The 18,223-nt window shown below is 73.9% G+C and carries 19 protein-coding genes; 12 read left to right on the top strand and 7 right to left on the bottom strand.

Annotated features, from left to right (window positions below; all coding sequences use genetic code 11):
• Nucleotides 1-27: 27 nt before the first annotated feature.
• From EJK16_RS04495 to EJK16_RS04480, 4 genes are read right to left on the bottom strand one after another with little or no spacing between them, the layout of a single operon-like run.
• Complete coding sequence (locus EJK16_RS04495; RefSeq protein ID WP_240645772.1) at nucleotides 28-1,458, bottom strand: glucose-6-phosphate dehydrogenase; 1,431 nt, start codon at nucleotides 1,456-1,458, stop codon at nucleotides 28-30.
• Nucleotides 1,459-1,505: 47 nt separating this feature from the next.
• Entirely contained in the window at nucleotides 1,506-2,360 is an 855-nt protein-coding gene (locus EJK16_RS04490) for an ABC transporter permease (protein WP_240645771.1), read from the bottom strand.
• Complete coding sequence (locus tag EJK16_RS04485; RefSeq protein ID WP_127126773.1) at nucleotides 2,357-3,184, bottom strand: ABC transporter permease; 828 nt, start codon at nucleotides 3,182-3,184, stop codon at nucleotides 2,357-2,359. The genes EJK16_RS04490 and EJK16_RS04485 overlap by 4 nt, the downstream gene beginning before the upstream one ends.
• Entirely contained in the window at nucleotides 3,184-4,071 is an 888-nt protein-coding gene (locus EJK16_RS04480) for an ABC transporter ATP-binding protein (protein ID WP_127126797.1), read from the bottom strand. Before EJK16_RS04480 ends, EJK16_RS04485 begins: the two co-directional genes overlap by 1 nt.
• 170 nt (nucleotides 4,072-4,241) lie before the next feature.
• Between EJK16_RS04480 and EJK16_RS04475 the strand changes: the two genes are divergently transcribed.
• The 3 genes from EJK16_RS04475 to EJK16_RS04465 are packed head-to-tail and all read left to right on the top strand — an operon-like array spanning nucleotide 4,242 to nucleotide 6,141.
• Nucleotides 4,242-4,694, top strand: a complete 453-nt coding sequence (locus EJK16_RS04475; protein WP_127126771.1) for an OsmC family protein — start codon at nucleotides 4,242-4,244, stop codon at nucleotides 4,692-4,694.
• Nucleotides 4,691-5,353 (top strand): hypothetical protein, encoded by a 663-nt coding sequence (locus tag EJK16_RS04470; RefSeq protein ID WP_127126769.1) that lies wholly within the window; start codon nucleotides 4,691-4,693, stop codon nucleotides 5,351-5,353. The genes EJK16_RS04475 and EJK16_RS04470 overlap by 4 nt, the downstream gene beginning before the upstream one ends.
• The gene (locus tag EJK16_RS04465) at nucleotides 5,350-6,141 is read left to right on the top strand and encodes an aldo/keto reductase (protein WP_205739589.1); all 792 of its coding nucleotides are present in this window, start codon (nucleotides 5,350-5,352) and stop codon (nucleotides 6,139-6,141) included. Before EJK16_RS04470 ends, EJK16_RS04465 begins: the two co-directional genes overlap by 4 nt.
• 40 nt (nucleotides 6,142-6,181) lie before the next feature.
• Here the strand turns inward: EJK16_RS04465 and EJK16_RS04460 are convergent, their stop codons facing one another.
• Together EJK16_RS04460 and EJK16_RS04455 are read right to left on the bottom strand one after the other, a co-directional pair.
• On the bottom strand, nucleotides 6,182-7,111 hold the full coding sequence (locus tag EJK16_RS04460) for a DUF4389 domain-containing protein (protein ID WP_127126767.1): 930 nt from the start codon (nucleotides 7,109-7,111) through the stop codon (nucleotides 6,182-6,184).
• 30 nt (nucleotides 7,112-7,141) lie between these two features.
• Nucleotides 7,142-7,639 (bottom strand): flavodoxin domain-containing protein, encoded by a 498-nt coding sequence (locus EJK16_RS04455; protein WP_127126765.1) that lies wholly within the window; start codon nucleotides 7,637-7,639, stop codon nucleotides 7,142-7,144.
• A gap of 316 nt (nucleotides 7,640-7,955) precedes the next feature.
• Here EJK16_RS04455 and EJK16_RS04450 point away from each other — a divergent pair, with 316 nt between their 5' ends.
• The 8 genes from EJK16_RS04450 to EJK16_RS04415 all read left to right on the top strand — a co-directional run bounded on the left by EJK16_RS04450 (nucleotide 7,956) and on the right by EJK16_RS04415 (nucleotide 14,936).
• Complete coding sequence (locus EJK16_RS04450) at nucleotides 7,956-8,396, top strand: Hsp20/alpha crystallin family protein (protein WP_127126763.1); 441 nt, start codon at nucleotides 7,956-7,958, stop codon at nucleotides 8,394-8,396.
• Between the two features lie 247 nt (nucleotides 8,397-8,643).
• A complete protein-coding gene (locus EJK16_RS04445; protein ID WP_127126761.1) occupies nucleotides 8,644-11,103 on the top strand; it encodes a molybdopterin oxidoreductase family protein in 2,460 nt (819 codons plus the stop codon).
• Nucleotides 11,100-11,582, top strand: coding sequence for a hypothetical protein (locus tag EJK16_RS04440; protein WP_127126759.1), 483 nt, complete (start codon nucleotides 11,100-11,102; stop codon nucleotides 11,580-11,582). The genes EJK16_RS04445 and EJK16_RS04440 overlap by 4 nt, the downstream gene beginning before the upstream one ends.
• Nucleotides 11,583-11,766: 184 nt before the next feature.
• A complete protein-coding gene (locus tag EJK16_RS04435; protein WP_127126757.1) occupies nucleotides 11,767-12,231 on the top strand; it encodes an Hsp20/alpha crystallin family protein in 465 nt (154 codons plus the stop codon).
• Between the two features lie 142 nt (nucleotides 12,232-12,373).
• A complete protein-coding gene (locus EJK16_RS04430) occupies nucleotides 12,374-13,207 on the top strand; it encodes a thymidylate synthase (protein ID WP_127126754.1) in 834 nt (277 codons plus the stop codon).
• A gap of 8 nt (nucleotides 13,208-13,215) precedes the next feature.
• Nucleotides 13,216-13,698, top strand: coding sequence for a dihydrofolate reductase (locus EJK16_RS04425; RefSeq protein WP_370275938.1), 483 nt, complete (start codon nucleotides 13,216-13,218; stop codon nucleotides 13,696-13,698).
• 108 nt (nucleotides 13,699-13,806) lie between these two features.
• The gene (locus EJK16_RS04420; RefSeq protein WP_127126750.1) at nucleotides 13,807-14,397 is read left to right on the top strand and encodes a hypothetical protein; all 591 of its coding nucleotides are present in this window, start codon (nucleotides 13,807-13,809) and stop codon (nucleotides 14,395-14,397) included.
• A complete protein-coding gene (locus EJK16_RS04415) occupies nucleotides 14,394-14,936 on the top strand; it encodes an OmpA family protein (RefSeq protein WP_127126748.1) in 543 nt (180 codons plus the stop codon). The genes EJK16_RS04420 and EJK16_RS04415 overlap by 4 nt, the downstream gene beginning before the upstream one ends.
• A gap of 157 nt (nucleotides 14,937-15,093) precedes the next feature.
• On the opposite strand, the gene EJK16_RS04410 is transcribed toward EJK16_RS04415, so the two are convergent.
• Nucleotides 15,094-16,044, bottom strand: a complete 951-nt coding sequence (locus tag EJK16_RS04410) for a VOC family protein (RefSeq protein ID WP_240645770.1) — start codon at nucleotides 16,042-16,044, stop codon at nucleotides 15,094-15,096.
• A gap of 310 nt (nucleotides 16,045-16,354) precedes the next feature.
• Here EJK16_RS04410 and EJK16_RS04405 point away from each other — a divergent pair, with 310 nt between their 5' ends.
• Entirely contained in the window at nucleotides 16,355-18,220 is a 1,866-nt protein-coding gene (locus EJK16_RS04405; protein ID WP_127126746.1) for a zinc-ribbon domain-containing protein, read from the top strand.
• Nucleotides 18,221-18,223 lie beyond the last annotated feature (3 nt).

Genomic DNA, 18,223 nt, shown 5'->3' with positions numbered 1-18,223 from the left:
GGCAGTTCGCGGTGGCGGTCGCGGGCGCTACTCGCCCAGCATCCACCGGCGCGGCTCCGCCAGCCGGCGCGCCTCCTGCGGCCCCCACGAGCCCGGCGCGTACGGCACGGGCGTGGGGCGGTCCGGGCCCTGCAGCGGGGCGAACGCCGTGAACGCGGCGCGCAGGCCCTCCGCGGTGGTGAAGAGGGACCTGTCCCCGACCAGGGCGTCCTGGATGAGCGACGCGTACGCCGAGAGCGGCTCGCCGCCCGGGACGTCGTCGAGGTCGAGCCGCGCCCGGCCCGAGGAGAACGTGAGGTCGGGGCCCGGCGTCTTGACGGTGATGCCGAGGATGACCTCTCCGTCCCCGGCGAAGCCGATCTCGATGGTGTTCGGCTCGTGGAGCTCGTCCATCAACGGCCCCTCCGGGGGGCGCAGCACCAGTGTGATGCGCTGGTCCTTGCGGGCCATGCGCTTGCCGGTGCGCAGGAGGAACGGCACCCCGCGCCACCGGTCGGTGTCGACCCACAGCCGCGCCGCGACGAACGTGTCCTGCACCGAGTTCGCCGGGACGCCGTCGATCGAGGTGTACCCGTCGAACTGGCCGAGGACGACGTCGCGCGCGGGGTCTAGCGGGCGGAAGGACTTCAGGACCTCCTCCCGCGCGTCCAGCACGCTGTCGGGGTCGCGCAGGTCCGCCGGGGGGTCCATGGCCACCTGGCCGGCCACCTGGAACAGGTGCGTCACGAGCATGTCGAGCGCCGCGCCCGTGGCCTCGTAGAACGCGGCACGGTTGGCGACGTCGAGGTCCTCGGGCACGTCGATCTGGACCTGCTCGACGCTCTCCTTGCTCCACTCGGAGCCGAAGAGCTGGTTCGCGAAGCGGATGGCATAGATCGACTGCACGGCCTCCTTGCCCAGGAAGTGGTCGATGCGGAAGACCTGCTCCTCGTCCAGGACCTCCTTGACGAGCGCGTCGAGCTCCTCGAACGACTGCAGCGAGGTGCCGTAGGGCTTCTCGTAGACGACGCGCGCCCCCTCGGCGAGGCCGTGGGCACCGAGGCCACGCGTGATGGGGCCGAATGCGGCGGGGGGCACCGCGAGGAAGTGGAGGACCAGCGGCTCGCTCCCCGAGCCCGCCAGCTCGCCGCGCAGCTCCTGCAGCAGCTGGGGCAGCGTGCCGGGGTCGTCCTCGCTGAAGCCTTTGGCGTAGCGCGCCCGCTCACGGACCGTGGACCAGTCATCCGGCAGCGAGCCTCTGCTCCGGCTCACCGACTCCTCGAACCGGCGCCGGAAGCCCTCGTCGTCGAGGTCGTCGCGCGCGCAGCCCACGAGCCGCCAGTTGGCGGGCGTCAGGTCCCGCTCGTGGACCTCGGCCAGGGCGGGCAGGACCATCCGGCCGGCGAGGTCACCGGTGGCGCCGTACAGGACGACGATCACCGAGTCGGGCAGCGGGCGCAGCTCGTTCGTGGTGGGCACGGGGACAACGTAGCCGCCGTGGCCCGCGGCGGCCCGTCGCCGGGACCTCAGGACAGGAGCAGCCGCTCGATCCGGCGCGCCGCCCCCACGACGCCGGCGAGCCCGAGCAGCGCGAGATAGGCGACGTGCACGAGCAGGGCCGGGCCGACGTCGCCGAGCATGAGCGCCCGCTCGAGCGCCACCCCGTGGTACAGCGGCGTGACCTGGACGAGGACCTGGAGGGAGACGGGGTAGGCCGCGAGGGGGAAGAAGGTGGCGGAGAAGAGGAACAGCGGCTGGATGGCGAGGGTGACGAGGTCCAGGTCCACCCACGAGCGCATGTAGGTCATCGCGAACATGCCCACCGCGGAGAACGCGAAGCCGATGAGGACGGCGGCGGGCAGGGCCAGGACCGCCCACCACGACCCCACCATCCCGGCCGCCGCCGCGACCAGGAGGAAGGCGGCGGAGTAGATCGTGCCCCGGCTCAGCGACCAGGCGACCTCCCCCACCGCCACGTCCCGCGGCCCCAGCGGCGTGGCGAGCACGGAGTCGTACAGGTGCGCGTACTTGAGCTTGAAGAAGACGTTGAACGTGGACATGACCGCGCCGTTCATGGCCGAGGAGGCCAGCAGCGCGGGCGCCACGAAGGTGGCGTAGGGAACCACGGCGCCCGAGTCGGTCGTCACGGTGCGGACGAGGGCGCCGACCCCGATGCCCAGGGAGAACAGGTAGAACACGGGCTCGGCGAAGCCGGAGACCAGCAGGAGCCAGGCGCGCCGGAACGCGATGACGTTGCGCTCGACGAGGACCCGCGCCATCCCGGCGCCGGCGGGGACGGGCACCGCGCGGGCGACCAGGCGCGCGGCGGCCGACGCGGCACCGGGCGAGCCACGTGCCGTGCGCGTCCGCGGCGCGGTCACACGACCAGCCTCCGGCGGAACGCCCGCCACGCCCACCAGCCGGACGCGCCCACCACCAGCAGGAGGAAGGCCAGGTGCCCGGCGACGGCGCCCCACTCCGGCGTCCCCGCGGCGAGGGACCGCGTGGCCGAGACCCCGTGCCACAGCGGAGTCACCCAGGCCACCGCCCGCAGCGGCGCGGGCAGCTGCTCGACGGGGAAGAAGGTCCCCGAGACGAGGAAGAGGGGCGTGACGACGAGCCGGAAGATGAGCGAGAACCCGCTCTCGGCGCTCTCGGCGTACTGGGCGGTGTAGGCGAAGCACGGCACCGCGAACGCCAGGCCGGTGAGCACCACCACGGGGACGGCGAGCAGCACCCACCACGACGCCCAGGCGCCGAAGAGGGCGGCGACGGCGACGAAGACGACGGTGCCGAACGCGATGGAGAGCGCGACGTAGGCCAGGTGCCCGATGAGGACGTCGAGCACGCCCAGCGGCGTGGCGAGCATGGCGTGGTACTGCCGCGTCCACCGCAGCGCGCCCAGCACGCTGTACGTGGACTCCCCCACCGCGGTCCACATCGCCTGGGCGGCGAGGATCCCCGGCACCACGAACCGCAGGTACGGCATGCCGTCCACGCCGCCGGCCGCCCGGTCCACGAGGCCGCCGACGACCATCCCCATGGAGACGAGGAACAGCACCGGCATGAGGAAGCGGCTCACCACGCTGCTGATCCAGGTGCGGCGGTACTGCGTCCACCAGTACTCGAAGACCGGGCCCCAGCCCACCCCTCCGGGCGGCCGGGACGGCACCCTCGTCCGGGCGCGGGCCGTCGGCGCGGTCATCAGTCCACCAGCGTCCGGCCCGTGAGGAAGAGGAAGACGTCCTCCAGCGTGGAGCGGCGCACCAGCGCGGACATCGGTTCCAGCCCGCGGGCGTGGACCGCGGAGGCGGCGGCGTCGCCGTCGCCCGCGTAGACGAGCAACCGGTCCGGGAGCACCTCCACGCGCTCGCCGACGCCGCCCACCCGGGCGGCGTACTGCGCGTGGTCGTCGGAGGGGAACCGGAGCTCGAGGACCTCGCGGGTCGAGTAGCGCTCGATGAGCTCGCGCGGGGAACCCGCGGCCACGATCTTGCCGTGGTCCATGACCACGAGCCGGTCGCACAGCTGCTCGGCCTCGTCCATGTAGTGCGTGGTCAGCACCAGGGTCACGCCCTGCCGCTTGAGCCGGAACAGGCGGTCCCACAGGGCGTGGCGCGCCTGCGGGTCCAGCCCGGTGGTGGGCTCGTCGAGGAGGAGGATTTCCGGGTCGCTGACCAGCGAGCGGGCGATGGTCAGCCGCCGCTTCATCCCGCCCGAGAGTGGCTCCACCTTGGACCCGGCGCGCTCGGTGAGCTGGGCGAACCCCAGCAGCTCCGTGGCGCGCTCGCGCACCACCCGGCGGGAGAGGCCGAAGTAGCGGCCGTAGATCCAGATGTTCTCCTCGACGGTGAGCTCCTCGTCGAGGGTGTCGCGCTGCGGGACGACGCCCAGGCGCGCCCGGATGGCCGGCCCGTGCGCCGCGGGGTCCAGGCCGAAGATCGTCAGCTCGCCGCCCGAGACGGGTGAGACCGCGCCGATCATCCTCATGGTCGAGGACTTGCCGGCGCCGTTGGGCCCGAGGAACCCGAACGCCTCGCCGCGGCGCACCACGAAGTCGATGCCGTCCACCGCGGCGAGGCTCCCGAACATCTTGCGCAGCCCCCGACCGCGGACCAGGACGTCATCGGCCCCGCGCCCGGCGTGGTCCTCCACCCGGGCGACGCTACGCCCACCCGCCCACACCCGTCCTGCGCGCCGGGGCGCTCCTTCCCGGCGCGATGGCCGAGCCGACGTCGGCGCCACGTGCGACGATCGTCCGCATGAGCGATGTCGACCCGGATCCTGAAGACACCCCCTCGCCCGCCCTGTGGGCGGAGCGCACGGGAAGCCGTGCCTATACCGGCCGCAACGCGCGCGGCGCCGAGGTGCTGATCGGTGACAGCAAGGCCGACGGGGTGTTCTCCCCCGGCGAGCTGCTGCAGATCGCGCTCGCCGCGTGCAGCGCCCTGTCCGCCGACCACCGCCTTGCCTACGGACTCGGCGACGACTTCGAGGCCGTCGTCGGCGTCTCCAACGACAAGAACCAGGACGAGAACCGCTACGAGTCGATGACGGTCGAGATCGTCACCGACATGGCCAACCTGACCGAGGAGGCACGCACGAAGATGCTTGAACGGGCCGAGATCGCGATCGAGAAGCAGTGCACGGTGGGGCGCACGCTCGCCGCAGGCGCCGGGCACACCATCGTCTTCACGGACGAGGCCGCGGAGTGAGCGCGCGCGGCACGACCCTCTTCATGCGCCTCGTGGACCGCGCGGTGGCGAACCCGAAGGCGCATCAGCGCGTCGCGGCGCTGCGGCGCGCCCACCCGCACGCCACCTCCGCGGAGCTGATCGCCAGGCTGGACAAGCGCTACCTGCGCCGGGTGGCCCTGCTCGGCGGCGGGGTGGGAGCGGTCGCCGCGGTGCCCGCGGTCGGCACCGGCACCGCGCTGCTCCTCACCTCGAGCCAGGTCGCCGCGTTCCTGTCCGCGTCCGCCGGCTACGTCATGGCGGTGGCCAGCGTCCACGGCGTGAAGGTCGACGACGTGGAGCGACGCCGGACGCTCCTGCTTGCGGCCCTGCTGGGCGAGGACGGCGCGCACGCCGTCTCCGAGCAGGTCGGCCTCGGGACCCTGTACTGGGGGAAGGCCGCCCTGACGAAGCTGCCCATCGGCACGGTCAAGGCCGTCAACCGCATGCTCACCCGCAGGCTCGTGCGCACGGGCGCCACCCGCGGCGGCGCCCTGCTCCTCGGCCGGCTCGCCCCCTTCGGCATCGGCGCGGTCATCGGCTACCGGGGCACCCGGGCGATGGGGAGGAACGTCGTCGAGGGGACGCGTGACGCCTTCGGGCCCGCGCCCGCCATGATCATCGAGGCACAACCGGCGTGACGGCGGCGGTCCCGAGCCTGGCCCTCGCGCCGCCCGGCGCCGCCGGGCGGATCCCGCTCCTCGGGTTCGGCACGTGGCAGGCGCGCGGCGCGGAGGCCTACGCCGCGGTCTGCACGGCGCTGGAGGTCGGCTACCGGCACGTGGACACCGCCACGATGTACGGCAACGAGCGGGAGGTCGGCCGCGCCATCGCCGACTCCGGCGTCCCGCGCGACGAGATCTTCGTGACCACGAAGTGCCCGCCCGACCGCGTGGGCCGGGAGACCGAGACCCTCGACAGCTCGCTGCGGGACCTGCGCCTCGACCGCGTCGACCTGTGGCTGGTGCACTGGCCGCCCCACGGCCAGTCCTGGCCCGCCACCTGGGAGAAGTTCATCGAGGCCCAGGCGGAGGGCAGGGCCGGGGCCATCGGCGTCTCGAACTACTCCCCCGAGCAGATCGACGAGCTCACCGCCGCCACCGGCGTGACGCCGGCCATCGACCAGATCCCGTGGAGCCCCGCCGACCACGACGCCGGCCTCGTCGCCGCGCTCCGAGAGCGCGGGGTCGTCCTCGAGGGCTACAGCCCGTTCAAGCGCACCGACATGGGCGACCCGACGCTGCGTGCCGTGGCCGCCGCGCACGACGCCACCCCGCAGCAGGTGGTGCTGGCCTGGCACCGGCAGCGTGGCTTCGTCGTCATCCCCAAGTCCGCGTCGCCCGAGCGGATCGCGTCGAACTTCGCCTCGCTCGGCGTCGCGCTCGCCGAGGAGGAGCTCGACGCGCTCGACGGCCTGGGCGGCCGGTAGCGCGCGCCGGCACGCGTCGCGGCGACGCGGCCGGCGTCCGTCAGGCGGGCGGCGGCGGGGCGCCACCGTACGTGCCCGGCGGCGGGGCGCCGCCGTACGTGCCCGGCGGCGGGGCGCCGCCGTACGTGCCCGGCGGCGGGGCGCCGCCGTACGTGCCCGGCGGTCCCATGGGTCCGCCACCCCACCCCGGCGCGCCGGGGCCGCCGGCGCCGCCGGGGGGCGCTCCGGCGTCGAGCGTGGCCGGGTCGCGGCCGCCCTGGTCCAGGCGGAACGGCGGGTACCGGTCCGTCATGAGCCCCGCGTAGGCGGCGACCCGGAGGACCCACCGGTTCAGGCCGAGGATGAGGTTGTACAGGCCCTGCGGGTACCGCCCGGTGAAGAGCAGGATCACCGCGGTGATCAGCACCAGCACACCGATGAGACCGGGGTCCCAGGTGGTCCAGGGCTCGGGCTCGCTCGCGATCCCGGAGCCCGCGGCGCCCGTCGCACCGGTGTCGGCCTGGTTCGCCACGGTCCGCCCGGCGCCGACCAGGATGCCGACGACGAGGTAGTGCGGGATGGCCAGCAGCCACCACTTCACCAGGACGAGCCCGCGGGAGAGCCGTTCCGGGTACTCGACCTCCAGGTGCGCCGGGTAGTCCGGGACGTCCCTGAGGGCGAACGGCGGGTAGCGGTCGGTCCCCAGCGCCCCGTAGGCGTAGTACGACACGCGCCACGACCACCGCAGCACACCGACGTTGAAGGCGAAGATGCCGCGCGGGTACCGCCCGGTCACGAGGATCGCGACGAGGGCGACGATGCTGAGGACGACGAACACGAGCCACAGCACCACGAGGACGATGTAGTGCGGGATGGCGAGCAGCCACTTGACCAGCCACAGCCAGTGGGACAGGGTCGGCGGCGGCCCGGCGTCGACACGGACGGGATAGGCGGACCAGCCGGGAAGCGGTGATTCGGCTGCGACGGCCATGGCGCCTCTCTTTCCTCTGCGGTTCGTGGGCTAGGTGCTCGGGTGAGCGCCGAGCGCGGAGCTGATCTGGCCTGCCCACCGCTCGATCGCGTCCCAGTCCCGGAAGTCCCCCAGCGGCGCGTGCAGGGCCCGGGCGATGGCGCGTTCCGCGAAGACGAGCTTGTGCTTGTCGAGCGCCCCGGCGAAGACCTGGTGCCCGCGGGCGCCGGCGGTCTGGGCGACGTCGGAGACGTCCGTCTCCTCGGCCGGCACCGGCGGGTCACCGAGGGGCCCCGAGGAGAACAACCAGACCGGGCGGGCCCGGAGCTCGGGCCCCAGCCGCTCGACGAGGTCGTAGGCCGCCTTGAGCCAGCGCCCGGCGTAGACCGCGCTGCCCAGCACGACGGCGTCCACGCCGTCGAGGTCGCCGACGTCCTCCGGGGTGCGGACGTCCACGTCCCACCCCGCGTCGGCAAGGTGCTGGCCGATCCTGCTCGCGATCTCGGCGGTAGAGCCGTGCCTGCTCGCCGCGGTGACGAGGACCTTCATGGGCACCTCCCTGTGCTCACGCCCAAGGCTGCTCCTGCGGCGGCGCGAGCACCAGGGCCCACACGCCCGCGCCCGCCCGCGCGGCCGGCCACACGGGCACGAAGGGTGGGCGGCACAGTGCTCGGAGGCCCTGGAGGGCTGCCCTCCAAGCGACCTGAGCGTCCCACGCTCAACTTTTCGCCGTCAGCGATGAGCGCCTCCCGAGGCTTAGCACTCTGCATGCCAGAGTGCTAAAACTGGAGTCAGCGGCCCCCACCGAGGGCCGGACGAGACCGACCCGGACCGCCCGGGCCGGACCCACGTGGAGGTGGTTTCCATGGCTAACCGTTATGACCCGTTCCGCGATGTCGACCGCTGGCTCACCGGCGCGATGCGCCAGGCCCCGTCGTCCCCCGCCATGCCCCTGGACCTGTACCGCGACGGCGAGTCCTTCGTCGCCCAGATGGACCTGCCCGGCGTCGACCCCGCCACGATCGACATCGACGTCGAGGACCGCACCCTGACCGTGCGTGCGGAGCGCCGCACCGGCGAGGGCAAGGACGTCCAGTGGCTCTCCCACGAGCGCCCGGCCGGCACGTTCGCCCGCCAGCTCGCGCTCGGGACCGGGCTCGCCCTCGACCGCATCGAGGCGGCCTACGCCGACGGCGTGCTCACGCTGACGATCCCGGTGGCCGAAGAGGCCAGGCCGCGCAAGATCCAGGTCGCCCACACCGGCGCCGGCGCCGCCATCGAGCCCGAGGCGCGCGCGACCGCCTGACCCGACCGCCCGACGCCCCCCAGCGGGCGCCCGACCGACCGGCCGGGCGCCCGCTTCGTCGTCGTCCAGCAAGCACCCCGCCCCCGGGCGGAGTAGCAGCGGCCCTGCCGCTCCCCACCGGCGCCCCCTCGACACCCTGTGCCGCCAGGCATCCCGCTTGCCGCCGCCGGGGGCCGGGAGTTCACTCAGGGCACCGGCACGCGCCGGCGGCGACGGCGCCGCCCGGGGTGCCGCGCGGAGGTGTCACATGGTCATGACAGACCGCATCGCGGAGCCCTGGGGCACGCGCACGCCGTACGGTCCGGGCCAGCCCTGGCCGGTGCGCGTCGACACGCACCTGGCCGAGGGCGTCGACGCCGCGGACGTCGACGCGTGGGTGCAGACGGCGTCGATCCTGCACTCGAACGGCGACGCCATGGACATCGCCGTCAAGGACGGGCGCATCGTGGGCGTCCGGGGCCGCGCCGGCGACCGCGTCAACCACGGGCGACTGGGGCCCAAGGACCTGTTCGGCTGGCAGGCCAACGCCTCCCCGGACCGCCTCACCCGCCCGCTCGTGCGGGAGGGCGGGCGGCTGGTCCCCACAGACTGGGACACCGCCATGGGCCGCGCGGTCGCCCGCACCCGGGAGCTGCTGGCCGAGCAGGGCCCGAGCGCCATCGGCTTCTACACCACCGGCCAGCTCTTCGCCGAGGAGTACTACACGCTGGGGATCCTCGCGCACGGCGGGATCGGCACGAACCACGTCGACGGGAACACCCGCCTGTGTACGGCCACCGCGGCCGAGGCGCTGAAGGAGTCCTTCGGCTGCGACGGCCAGCCGGGCAGCTACAGCGACATCGACCATGCCGACGTCATCGCGCTGTACGGGCACAACATGGCCGAGACGCAGTCGGTGCTGTGGACCCGGGTCCTGGACCGGCTCGCGGGCCCGAACCCCCCGGCCCTCGTGTGCGTGGACCCGCGCGCCACCCCGGTGGCCCGGGCGGCCACCGTGCACCTCGCCCCTCGGCCGGGCACGAACGTCGCGCTGATGAACGGCCTGATCCATGAGCTCCTCGCCCGGGGCCACGCCGACGAGGCCTATCTCGCCGCCCACGCCGTCGGCCTGGAGGCGCTGCAGGAGATGGTGGCGCAGTACCCGCCCGAGCGAGCCGCCCGGATCTGCGACGTGCCCGTGGAGAGCCTCCGCGAGGCGGCGCGGCTGCTCGGCACGGCGCAGCGGCTCCTGTCGACGGTGCTGCAGGGCTTCTACCAGTCTCACCAGGCCACCGCCGCGGCGGTGCAGGTCAACAACATCCACATCCTGCGCGGGATGCTCGGCCGCCCCGGCTGCGGCGTGCTGCAGATGAACGGCCAGCCCACCGCCGAGAACACCCGCGAGTGCGGCGCCGACGGGGACCTGGCCGGCTTCCGCAACTGGGCGAACGAGGACCACGTCGCCGACCTCGCCCGCGTCTGGAACCTCGAGACCAGGGACATCCCGCACTACTCCCCGCCCACCCACGCCATGCAGATGATGCGCTACGCCGAGGACGGCTCGCTGCGCCTGCTCTGGGTCTCGGGCACCAACCCCGCGGTGTCGCTGCCCGAGCTGGCGCGCATCCGCTCGATCCTCGCGCAGGACCGGCTCTTCCTCGTGGTGCAGGACCTCTTCCTCACCGAGACGGCGCAGCTGGCCGACGTCGTCCTCCCGGCGGCCACGTGGGGCGAGAAGACCGGCACGTTCACGAACGCCGACCGCACGGTGCACCTGTCCGAGAAGGCGGTCGACCCGCCGGGCGAGGCGAGGTCCGACATGGAGATCTTCGTCGACCTCGCCGACCGGCTCGGGCTCGAGGACAAGGACGGCGCGCCCCTGGTGAAGTGGCGCACCCCCGAGGAGGCCTTCGAGGCGTGGAAGGAGTGCACCCGCGGCCGGCTGTGCGACTACACGGGCCTGACGTACGACAAGCTGCGGGGCGCCAGCGGCATCCAGTGGCCCTGCAACGTCGAGCACCCGGACGGGACCGAGCGCCTCTACGCCGACGGCGACTTCTGGGCCGACCCCGACCGCTGCGAGAGCTACGGCAAGGACCTGCTCACGGGCGCGCCCGTCCAGGCGGGCGAGTACCGGGCGCTGAACCCCCAGGGCAGGGCGATCCTCAAGGCCGCCGAGTACCTCCCGCCCCACGAGCTGCCCTCGCCGGAGTTCCCGCTGCAGCTCATCACCGGCCGCACGCTCTACCACTTCCACACCCGGACCAAGACGGCCCGGGCCCCGCAGCTGCAGGCGGCCGCCCCGGACGTCTGGGTCGAGGTCTCGCCGCGCGACGCCGCCGACCACGACCTCGCCGAGGGGGACCTCGCCGAGGTGACCACGCCGCGCGGGTCCGTCCGCGCGCGGGTGCGCGTCAGCGGCGTCCGCGACGGCGTGCTCTTCCTGCCCTTCCACTACGGCTACTGGGACACCGGCGGGGGCCACGAGCCCGACGGCCCCGGGCGCGCGGCCAACGAGCTGACCCTCACCGACTGGGACGCCGCCTCGAAGCAGCCGATCTTCAAGACGGCGGCCGCCCGGCTCGCGCGCGTGGCGGGCGGCACCGGGCCGGCGCCCGCCCCGACGACGACGGCGTCCGCGCCCGTGGGCACGGACCTGCCGCCGACCCGGGGCGGGGCGACCGGACGGGCCGACGAGCGGCTGCCGGCCGGCGGAGGTGCGCGATGAAGATCGGCCTCGCCCTCGAGCAGCTCCTGGGCGACGAGAACGACCTGGCCCACCACCTGCTTCGTGCTTCGGACCGGCACAAGGTCGACCACGACATCTTCTACCTCGCGCGCGACCTGGCCGGATGGTCGCGGCGCCACGTGGCCGAGCTCGCCGCCGCCGGCACGCGGTACGGGGTCGACCTCGACCCGGAGCCCCGCGCCGAACCGCCGCTGGCCCGGGTCGTCCGGGAGAAGGCCGGCGAGCTGACCGGCCGCCGCGGCGAACCGGCGCTGCTGCTCCTGCGGGACGTGCGGGACATCTACACCAGGGCCTCCGGCGTCTACGCCGACTGGGAGCTGATCTCCCAGGCCGCGCAGGGCGCCAAGGACGACGAGCTGGTCGCGCTGGCGCAGCGCTGCCTCCTCGAGACGAAGCGCCAGGTGACGTGGGCTAACGCAAAGCTGAAGGAGTCCGCCACGCAGATCCTGCTCAGCTGAACCGGCGGCGTCGGACGTCCCCGAATTGTTCGCTCACAGCGAACAACGATGCCTGCCTACGGCTGGCACTCTCCTCCCGAGAGTGCTAAAAAATTGGTGAACGAGCTGTCCGGCCGGGTGGACCGCCCGGCCGGGACTGGGCCGGTCCGGGAGGTCCGGACCGGGTACACAGGAGGTGACTGAGATGGTTCTCCACACCGATCCCTTCCGTGAGATGGACCGTTGGCTGGACACCGCCCTGCGCCAGGTGCCGTCGGCGGCACTGATGCCGCTCGACCTGTACCGCGAGGGCGAGACCTTCGTCGCCAAGATCGACCTGCCGGGCGTGGACCCGAGCACCGTCGACGTCGACGTCGAGGGCCGGACGCTGACCATCCGCGCGGAGCGGGTGTCCGACGAGGGCGAGAACGTGCAATGGCTCTCCCACGAACGCCCGACCGGCACCTTCGCCCGCCAGATGACCCTCGGCAACACGGTGGACCTCGAGCACATCGACGCCGCCTACGCGGACGGCGTGCTCACCCTGAGGATCCCGGTGGCCGAGGCCGCAAAGCCGCGCAAGATCCAGGTCGCCCACGCCGGTGGGCGCACCGAGATCGAGCAGGGCGCCGGCGGGGAGCAGGGCGCCGGGGGGCAACGCGTGGGCTGAGGTCCGAGCGCGAGCTGTGGGGCGCTCCCGCCCGCGGCGGGGGCGCCCCGCCATGTCCGCCCAAGGCGCCCCGCCATGTCCGCCCAAGGCGCCCCGCCATGTCCATGTAAGGTGCCCCGCCGGGTCGGCCTAGGATGCTCTGATGAGCGAGAACGCCGAGCCGACGATCGACCACCGGCGGATCAGCACCGCCTACGAAGACCTGCTGCGCCACGTGATGGAGCACGGCACGCCCAAGGCCGACCGCACCGGGACGGGCACCCGCAGCGTCTTCGGTCACCAGATGCGCTTCGACCTGAGCCAGGGCTTCCCGCTGGTGACCACGAAGAGCGTGCACCTGAAGTCCGTCGTCTACGAGCTGCTCTGGTTCCTGCGCGGCGACTCCAACGTCCGCTGGCTGCAGGAGCACGGGGTCCGGATCTGGAACGAGTGGGCCGCCGAGGACGGCGAGCTCGGGCCCGTCTACGGGGTCCAGTGGCGCTCGTGGCCCACGCCGGGTGGCGGCCACATCGACCAGCTCGCCCAGGTCCTCGACACCCTGCGCACGAACCCCGACTCGCGCCGCATCCTCGTCTCCGCCTGGAACGTCGCCGAGCTGGACCAGATGGCCCTCATGCCGTGCCACGCGTTCTTCCAGTTCTACGTCGCCGACGGGAAGCTCTCCTGCCAGCTCTACCAGCGCAGCGCGGACCTCTTCCTCGGCGTGCCGTTCAACATCGCCTCCTACGCCCTGCTCACCCACATGGTGGCTCAGCAGGTGGGCCTCGAGGTCGGGGACTTCGTCTGGACCGGCGGCGACTGCCACGTCTACGACAACCACACCGACCAGGTGCGCGAGCAGCTCTCGCGCGAGCCGTACCCCTTCCCCACCCTGAACCTGCGTAAGGCCGACTCGCTCTTCGACTACACGTTCGAGGACGTCGAGGTCGTCGGCTACCGGCACCACCCCGCCATCAAGGCGCCGGTCGCCGTCTGATGCTGGGGATGATCTGGGCCCAGGCCCACGGCCGGGTCATCGGCGCCGGCGGCACCATGCCGTGGCACCTGCCCGAGGACCTCGACCACTTCCGTGCCACCACCTCCGGCGCCGCCGTCGTCATGGGCCGGCCCACCTGGGAGTCGCTCGCGCCGCGCTACCGACCGCTGCCCGGACGGCGCAACATCGTCCTGACCCGCAGGGCGGGCTTCGCCGCGGACGGCGCGGAGGTCGCGCACGACCTGGACGAGGCGCTGCGGCTCGCGGGCCCGGACGCCTGGGTCATCGGCGGCGCCGACGTCTACGCCCAGGCGCTGCCCCGCGCCGACCGCCTCGCCGTCACCGACATCGACCTGGACGTCGACGGCGACGCCCACGCGCCCGCGCTCGACGCCGGCGCGTGGGAGATCGAGAGCGCCGACCCCGACCGCGGCTGGCACACCTCCCGCACGGGCCTGCGCTACCGCATCACCACGTACCGCCGGGCCTGATCCGCGGCGCCGGACCAGGAGCGGGCCGGACACGGGCGGAACGGCCGTCGCGCCGGCCCGCCGTTATGCTGCGGTTTCGGTACATATTGCCCTGAAACTGGAGTTCCCATGCGCACGACTCGTCGCGCTGCCCTGGTGGGCACCGCCTCCCTCACCCTCGCCCTGCTCGCGGGCTGCTCGTCCTCCCAGGGGTCCGACGACCCCGCGCCGTCGGCGGAGGGCAGCACCGAGACGCAGCAAGGACCCGACGAGAAGGCCGAGGGGGACGGGACGGGCTCGGGCGTGGGCGTGGACGCCGTGGAGACCAAGGACGTGCTGGCGGAGCAGACCTACACCCTCGCCGGGACCGACGACCAGGTGACCGTCGGCGTGCACTCGCTCGTGGTCGACGGCGACATCATGACCCTCAAGCTGGTGCTCACCCCCGACTTCGCCTCCGTCAGCGCGGACGAGCCCGTCAGCCTCTACGAGATGGTCGGCACGGATGCCATGTGGGAGCGTCCGGTCATCTTCGACCGCGACAACCTCAAGGAGTACACGTCCGTGACCTCCTCGGACTTCCACCAGACAGAGGCCGCCAGCGGCGACCCGGTGGTGTGGTGGGGCATCTACGCCGCACCCGAGGACGACATCGACACCGTCAGCGTGCGGTTCATGGACACGGTCCCCGAGTTCACCGACGTCCCGGTCACCCGATGAGCGCCGCGCTGCTGACGCTCGCGCTCGCCCTCGGCGGCCTCGCGCCCGTCACGGCGACCGGCCCGGAGGATGTCCCCACGCCGACCCGGCAGGAGTTGGCGAGCAGCGTCCGCGTCCTCGACCTCTCGGGCACGGTGCGGGTGCTCGACCTCACCAACAAGGTCCGCGCGCTGGAGGTCGTCGAGACTGAGGGCAGCACCACGACCGTCACCCTCGCGACCGACATCCTGTTCACCCCCGACAGCTCCGACCTTCCCGGCACGGCCGCCGCGAAGATCGCCGACCTGATCGTCGACATCCCCCAGGGCGCCGCCGTGAGGATCCACGGCCACACGGACTCCGTGCAGGGCGCCGTTGACAACCAGCAGCTCTCCACGGCCCGCGCCGAGGCGGTCGCCGGCGCCGTCCGCGCGGCGCGCGCGGACCTCCGGCTGGAGGTGGCCGGGTTCGCGGCCACGAGGCCCGCCGTCGCCGAGAGCGCGGCCGACCCCTCGACGCGGGCGGCGAACCGGCGGGTGGAGATCGTCTACGGCGGGTGACGTCCCGGCGCGACGGCGAGCGCCGGCGTCGTCCCCGGGCCGTCGTGACACCACGAAGGCCGCCCACCTGCCGTGGGCGGCCTTCACGCTGCCGGTGACGTCTCGCGGGTGACCACCCGTGTGCGACGGCGGTCCCGCGCCTGTGGTGGGGCGGCGGTCAGGCGGCGGCGCGGACCTCGATGAGGTTGTTCCACGGGTCGTTGACGCGCAGGACGGCGCCGTCGTGCCGGCTCTGGACGCCGCGCGCGGCGAGCCTGTCGGCGAGCGCAAGGATCTCCTGGGTGGAGGGCACGACGATGTCGACGGTGCCCAGCCCCAGCGCGGGCAGGCGGGGACCGGCGCCCGCGCTGTTCCAGGTGTTCATCGCCATGTGGTGGTGGTAGCCGCCGGCCGAGACGAACAGCGCCTGGCCGGGCATCTCGAGGGTCGCCTCGAAACCGAGCGCGTCCACGTAGAACTGACGCGCCGTCCCGGTGTCGCCCACCTGGAGGTGCACGTGCCCGACGACGGCGCCGGCCAGGCCGGCGGCGGGAGCGGTCGGGACGACCGGAGCCGCGGTGGCGATGACCTCGCGGGCGGCGTCGGTCAGGTGCGCGGCGAGGAAGCGGTTGGGGTCGAGCCAGCCGGTGCCCATCTTGACGTGGCCGCCCGTCCAGTCCCAGGTGCTGCGGGGGCGGTCGGCGTAGAGCTCGACGCCGTTGCCCTCGGGGTCCGTGAAGTAGAAGGCCTCGGAGACGTCGTGGTCCCCCGCGCCGACGTAGGTTCCGGGCGCGCGCACGGCCACGGAGGCCAGCGCGGTGGCCAGCGCCGCCTGGTCCTCGAAGAGGATGGCGGTGTGGAACAGGCCGGCGCCGCGGGGCGAGCCGGGCGGGAGCGACGGGTCGTGGCGCAGCACGAGCAGCTCGGTGCCGTGGCGTCCCAGCGAGACCTCGTTGCCCTCGGCCCGCAGCACGGTGAGCAGGACAGCGTCACGGTAGTACCGCGTCATCAGGTCCAGATCACCGACCAGGAGCGTGACGGCGCCCATGGACGTCTCGGCCGGCAGCAGGTCCTCGGCCGGGCGGGCGGGCGTGGGCGCCGTGTGCGGGATGGTCTGGGGCTGGCTCATGGTGCTCCTCGGGTTCACGAATTACTTGACGGTTCAACTTCGCCTGCGTCGAGGGTATTCCCTCCGCGGCGTCGCGTCCATGTGCGCCCGCACACACCGGGCCCGTCCCGGCCACGCCACGCCCTCCCCCGGCCGCCGGGCGGCCGCTGCCCCGCGCGGGCGGTGGAGGGGCACGGACGTGGAGCGCCGGGTGTCGACCGTCGGGGCGGCGTGCTCGTGGCGCCGCAGCCCCCTCTTCTGGTTCATTGACGCCGGTCGCGCGCCCCGCCTACCGTGAAGAACTCCTCCGTCGCTTGGAGAGGCTCTGGCCATGACAGTCGTGGGTGCCTCCAGGTTGCTCCGCACGGCCCTCGGCCTCGGCGCCGTGCTGGCCCTCACCGCGACGGCGACCCCCTCACCCACCCCGGATCTGCGCAGCGGCGAGGAGGGCACGAAGGCGGCACTCGTGCGGATCGAGGTGTCGGCGGTCGCGGAGATCGTCCACATCGACCACACCACCGGGGAGGTCGTCCTCTCCCGCGGGCGGTACACCGTCCCCCTGGGTACGGGTACCGGCGTGCTGACGTCCTCCGACGGTGTGGTGGCGACCGCGTGGCAGAACCTCGCGGTCGACGAGAACCAGGTAGCCGTCTACGCCGCGAACGAGCTGTTCACCAAGGAGATCAAGACCGAGGTGGTCGGCAACGACGGCGATCCCACCAGGCGTGGGCACGCCACCGACCCCTACTGGGCCCCCCACCTGCAGCACTGCTACGACCGGGTCACGCACTGCGTCCTGTTCACCGTCCCCCAGTACCAGGTGTTCACCTACACGACGCAGCCCGGCACGAGCCGGGCCGAGCTCGTCAACCAGCCGTCCCGGCCCACCGACGTCGCGCTGCTGAGGATCGCCGGCGGCGGGGGCGCCCCGACCGCGCGGCTCGCGCCGGCGGATGCGGAGCCGGCGAAGGACGCCGCGCTCGCCGGCTTCACGGCGGCGCCCACCCCCGAGCAGCCGCCGGCCGAGACCCCGGTGAGCGTGGACCCGGCGGCGGCGCAGATCACCTCGGACGCGGACCTCAGTGCGTCCCTGGGATCGGGCCTGGCCGGCGGCCCGGTGCTGAACCGCGCCACGGGTGAGGTTCTCGGTCTCGCCGTCGCCGGCGCGCCGGGCGCTTCGGCCACCCTGGTGCCGGCCGCGGCGGTGCAGCAGGCCATGGACGACGCCGGGCTCAAGACCTCCCCGTCGCAGTTCGACGCCGTGTTCCGCCGCGGCATCGACCACCTGTCCCAGGGCGGTATGGCCGGGTCCGCCGAGAGCGACCTCGAGGAGTCCCTGTCCTACTACGACTCCGCCCTGGCGACCTACCACCTCCAGCAGGCCAAGGAGCAGGCCGCCGACCAGCCCAAGGGCGACGACATGGGCATGGGGGCCGGCGCGGGCTCCGAAAGCGGGCTCCGAGCCGCCGTGGTCATCCCCGTCGCGGCCGTGCTCGCGCTCGCCCTGGCGGCCGGCATCCTGCTCCTGCGGCGCAGGCGCGCCGCCCCCGCCGCGGCCCCGGCGGCGGGCGCTCAGCCGGCCGCCGACACGGCCACGGCAGCACGTGGGGGGCCGGCCGCCGACACGGCCACGGCGGGCACGTCGCCGCGCGGCGCCGCATCATCGCCGCGAGGCGCGCCGGAGTCACCGGTGGTTGGCGCTCCGGGGTCGCCCCACCGGTCGGGGGCGCCGGGCGCGGCGCGCGCCACGGGGGCCGCCCGACCACCCGCGGCGGACCAGGCACCGACGCCGTCCCCGGGAGTCGCGAAGCCGGCGGGAGGTCCGGAGCGCGCCCAGCCGCCCGAACGGGCCGGCGGGCTGGGTGAGACACGATCGGCGGGCGGCCTCGCGCCCCGGGCCGTGGCCGGTCCTCCCGCGGGCGCCGCCTCCGGCGTCGATGCGGGCGGCGGCGCGGGGCCGGACCGCTCGGCGACCGGCGGCAGCGCCGGGCCGGACGCTTCCAGACCCGCCAGCGCGGGGCCGGAGCCGTCCCGCCCCGGTCAAGGTGTCGGCAGTGCCCCGGCCCCGGATGGCGCGCCGGCGGGCGGCGCACCGGCGGACGGCGCACCAACGGGCGTGGCCTTCTGCGCGCAGTGCGGGCACCGGGTGTCCCCCGGCGCCCGTTACTGCACCGCGTGCGGTCAGCGGGTCCGGTGATCC

Origin of the sequence: Georgenia sp. SYP-B2076 (assembly GCF_003991205.1) — a bacterium.
Taxonomy (GTDB): domain Bacteria; phylum Actinomycetota; class Actinomycetes; order Actinomycetales; family Actinomycetaceae; genus Georgenia.
This window is presented reverse-complemented; position numbering and strand designations above follow the sequence as displayed.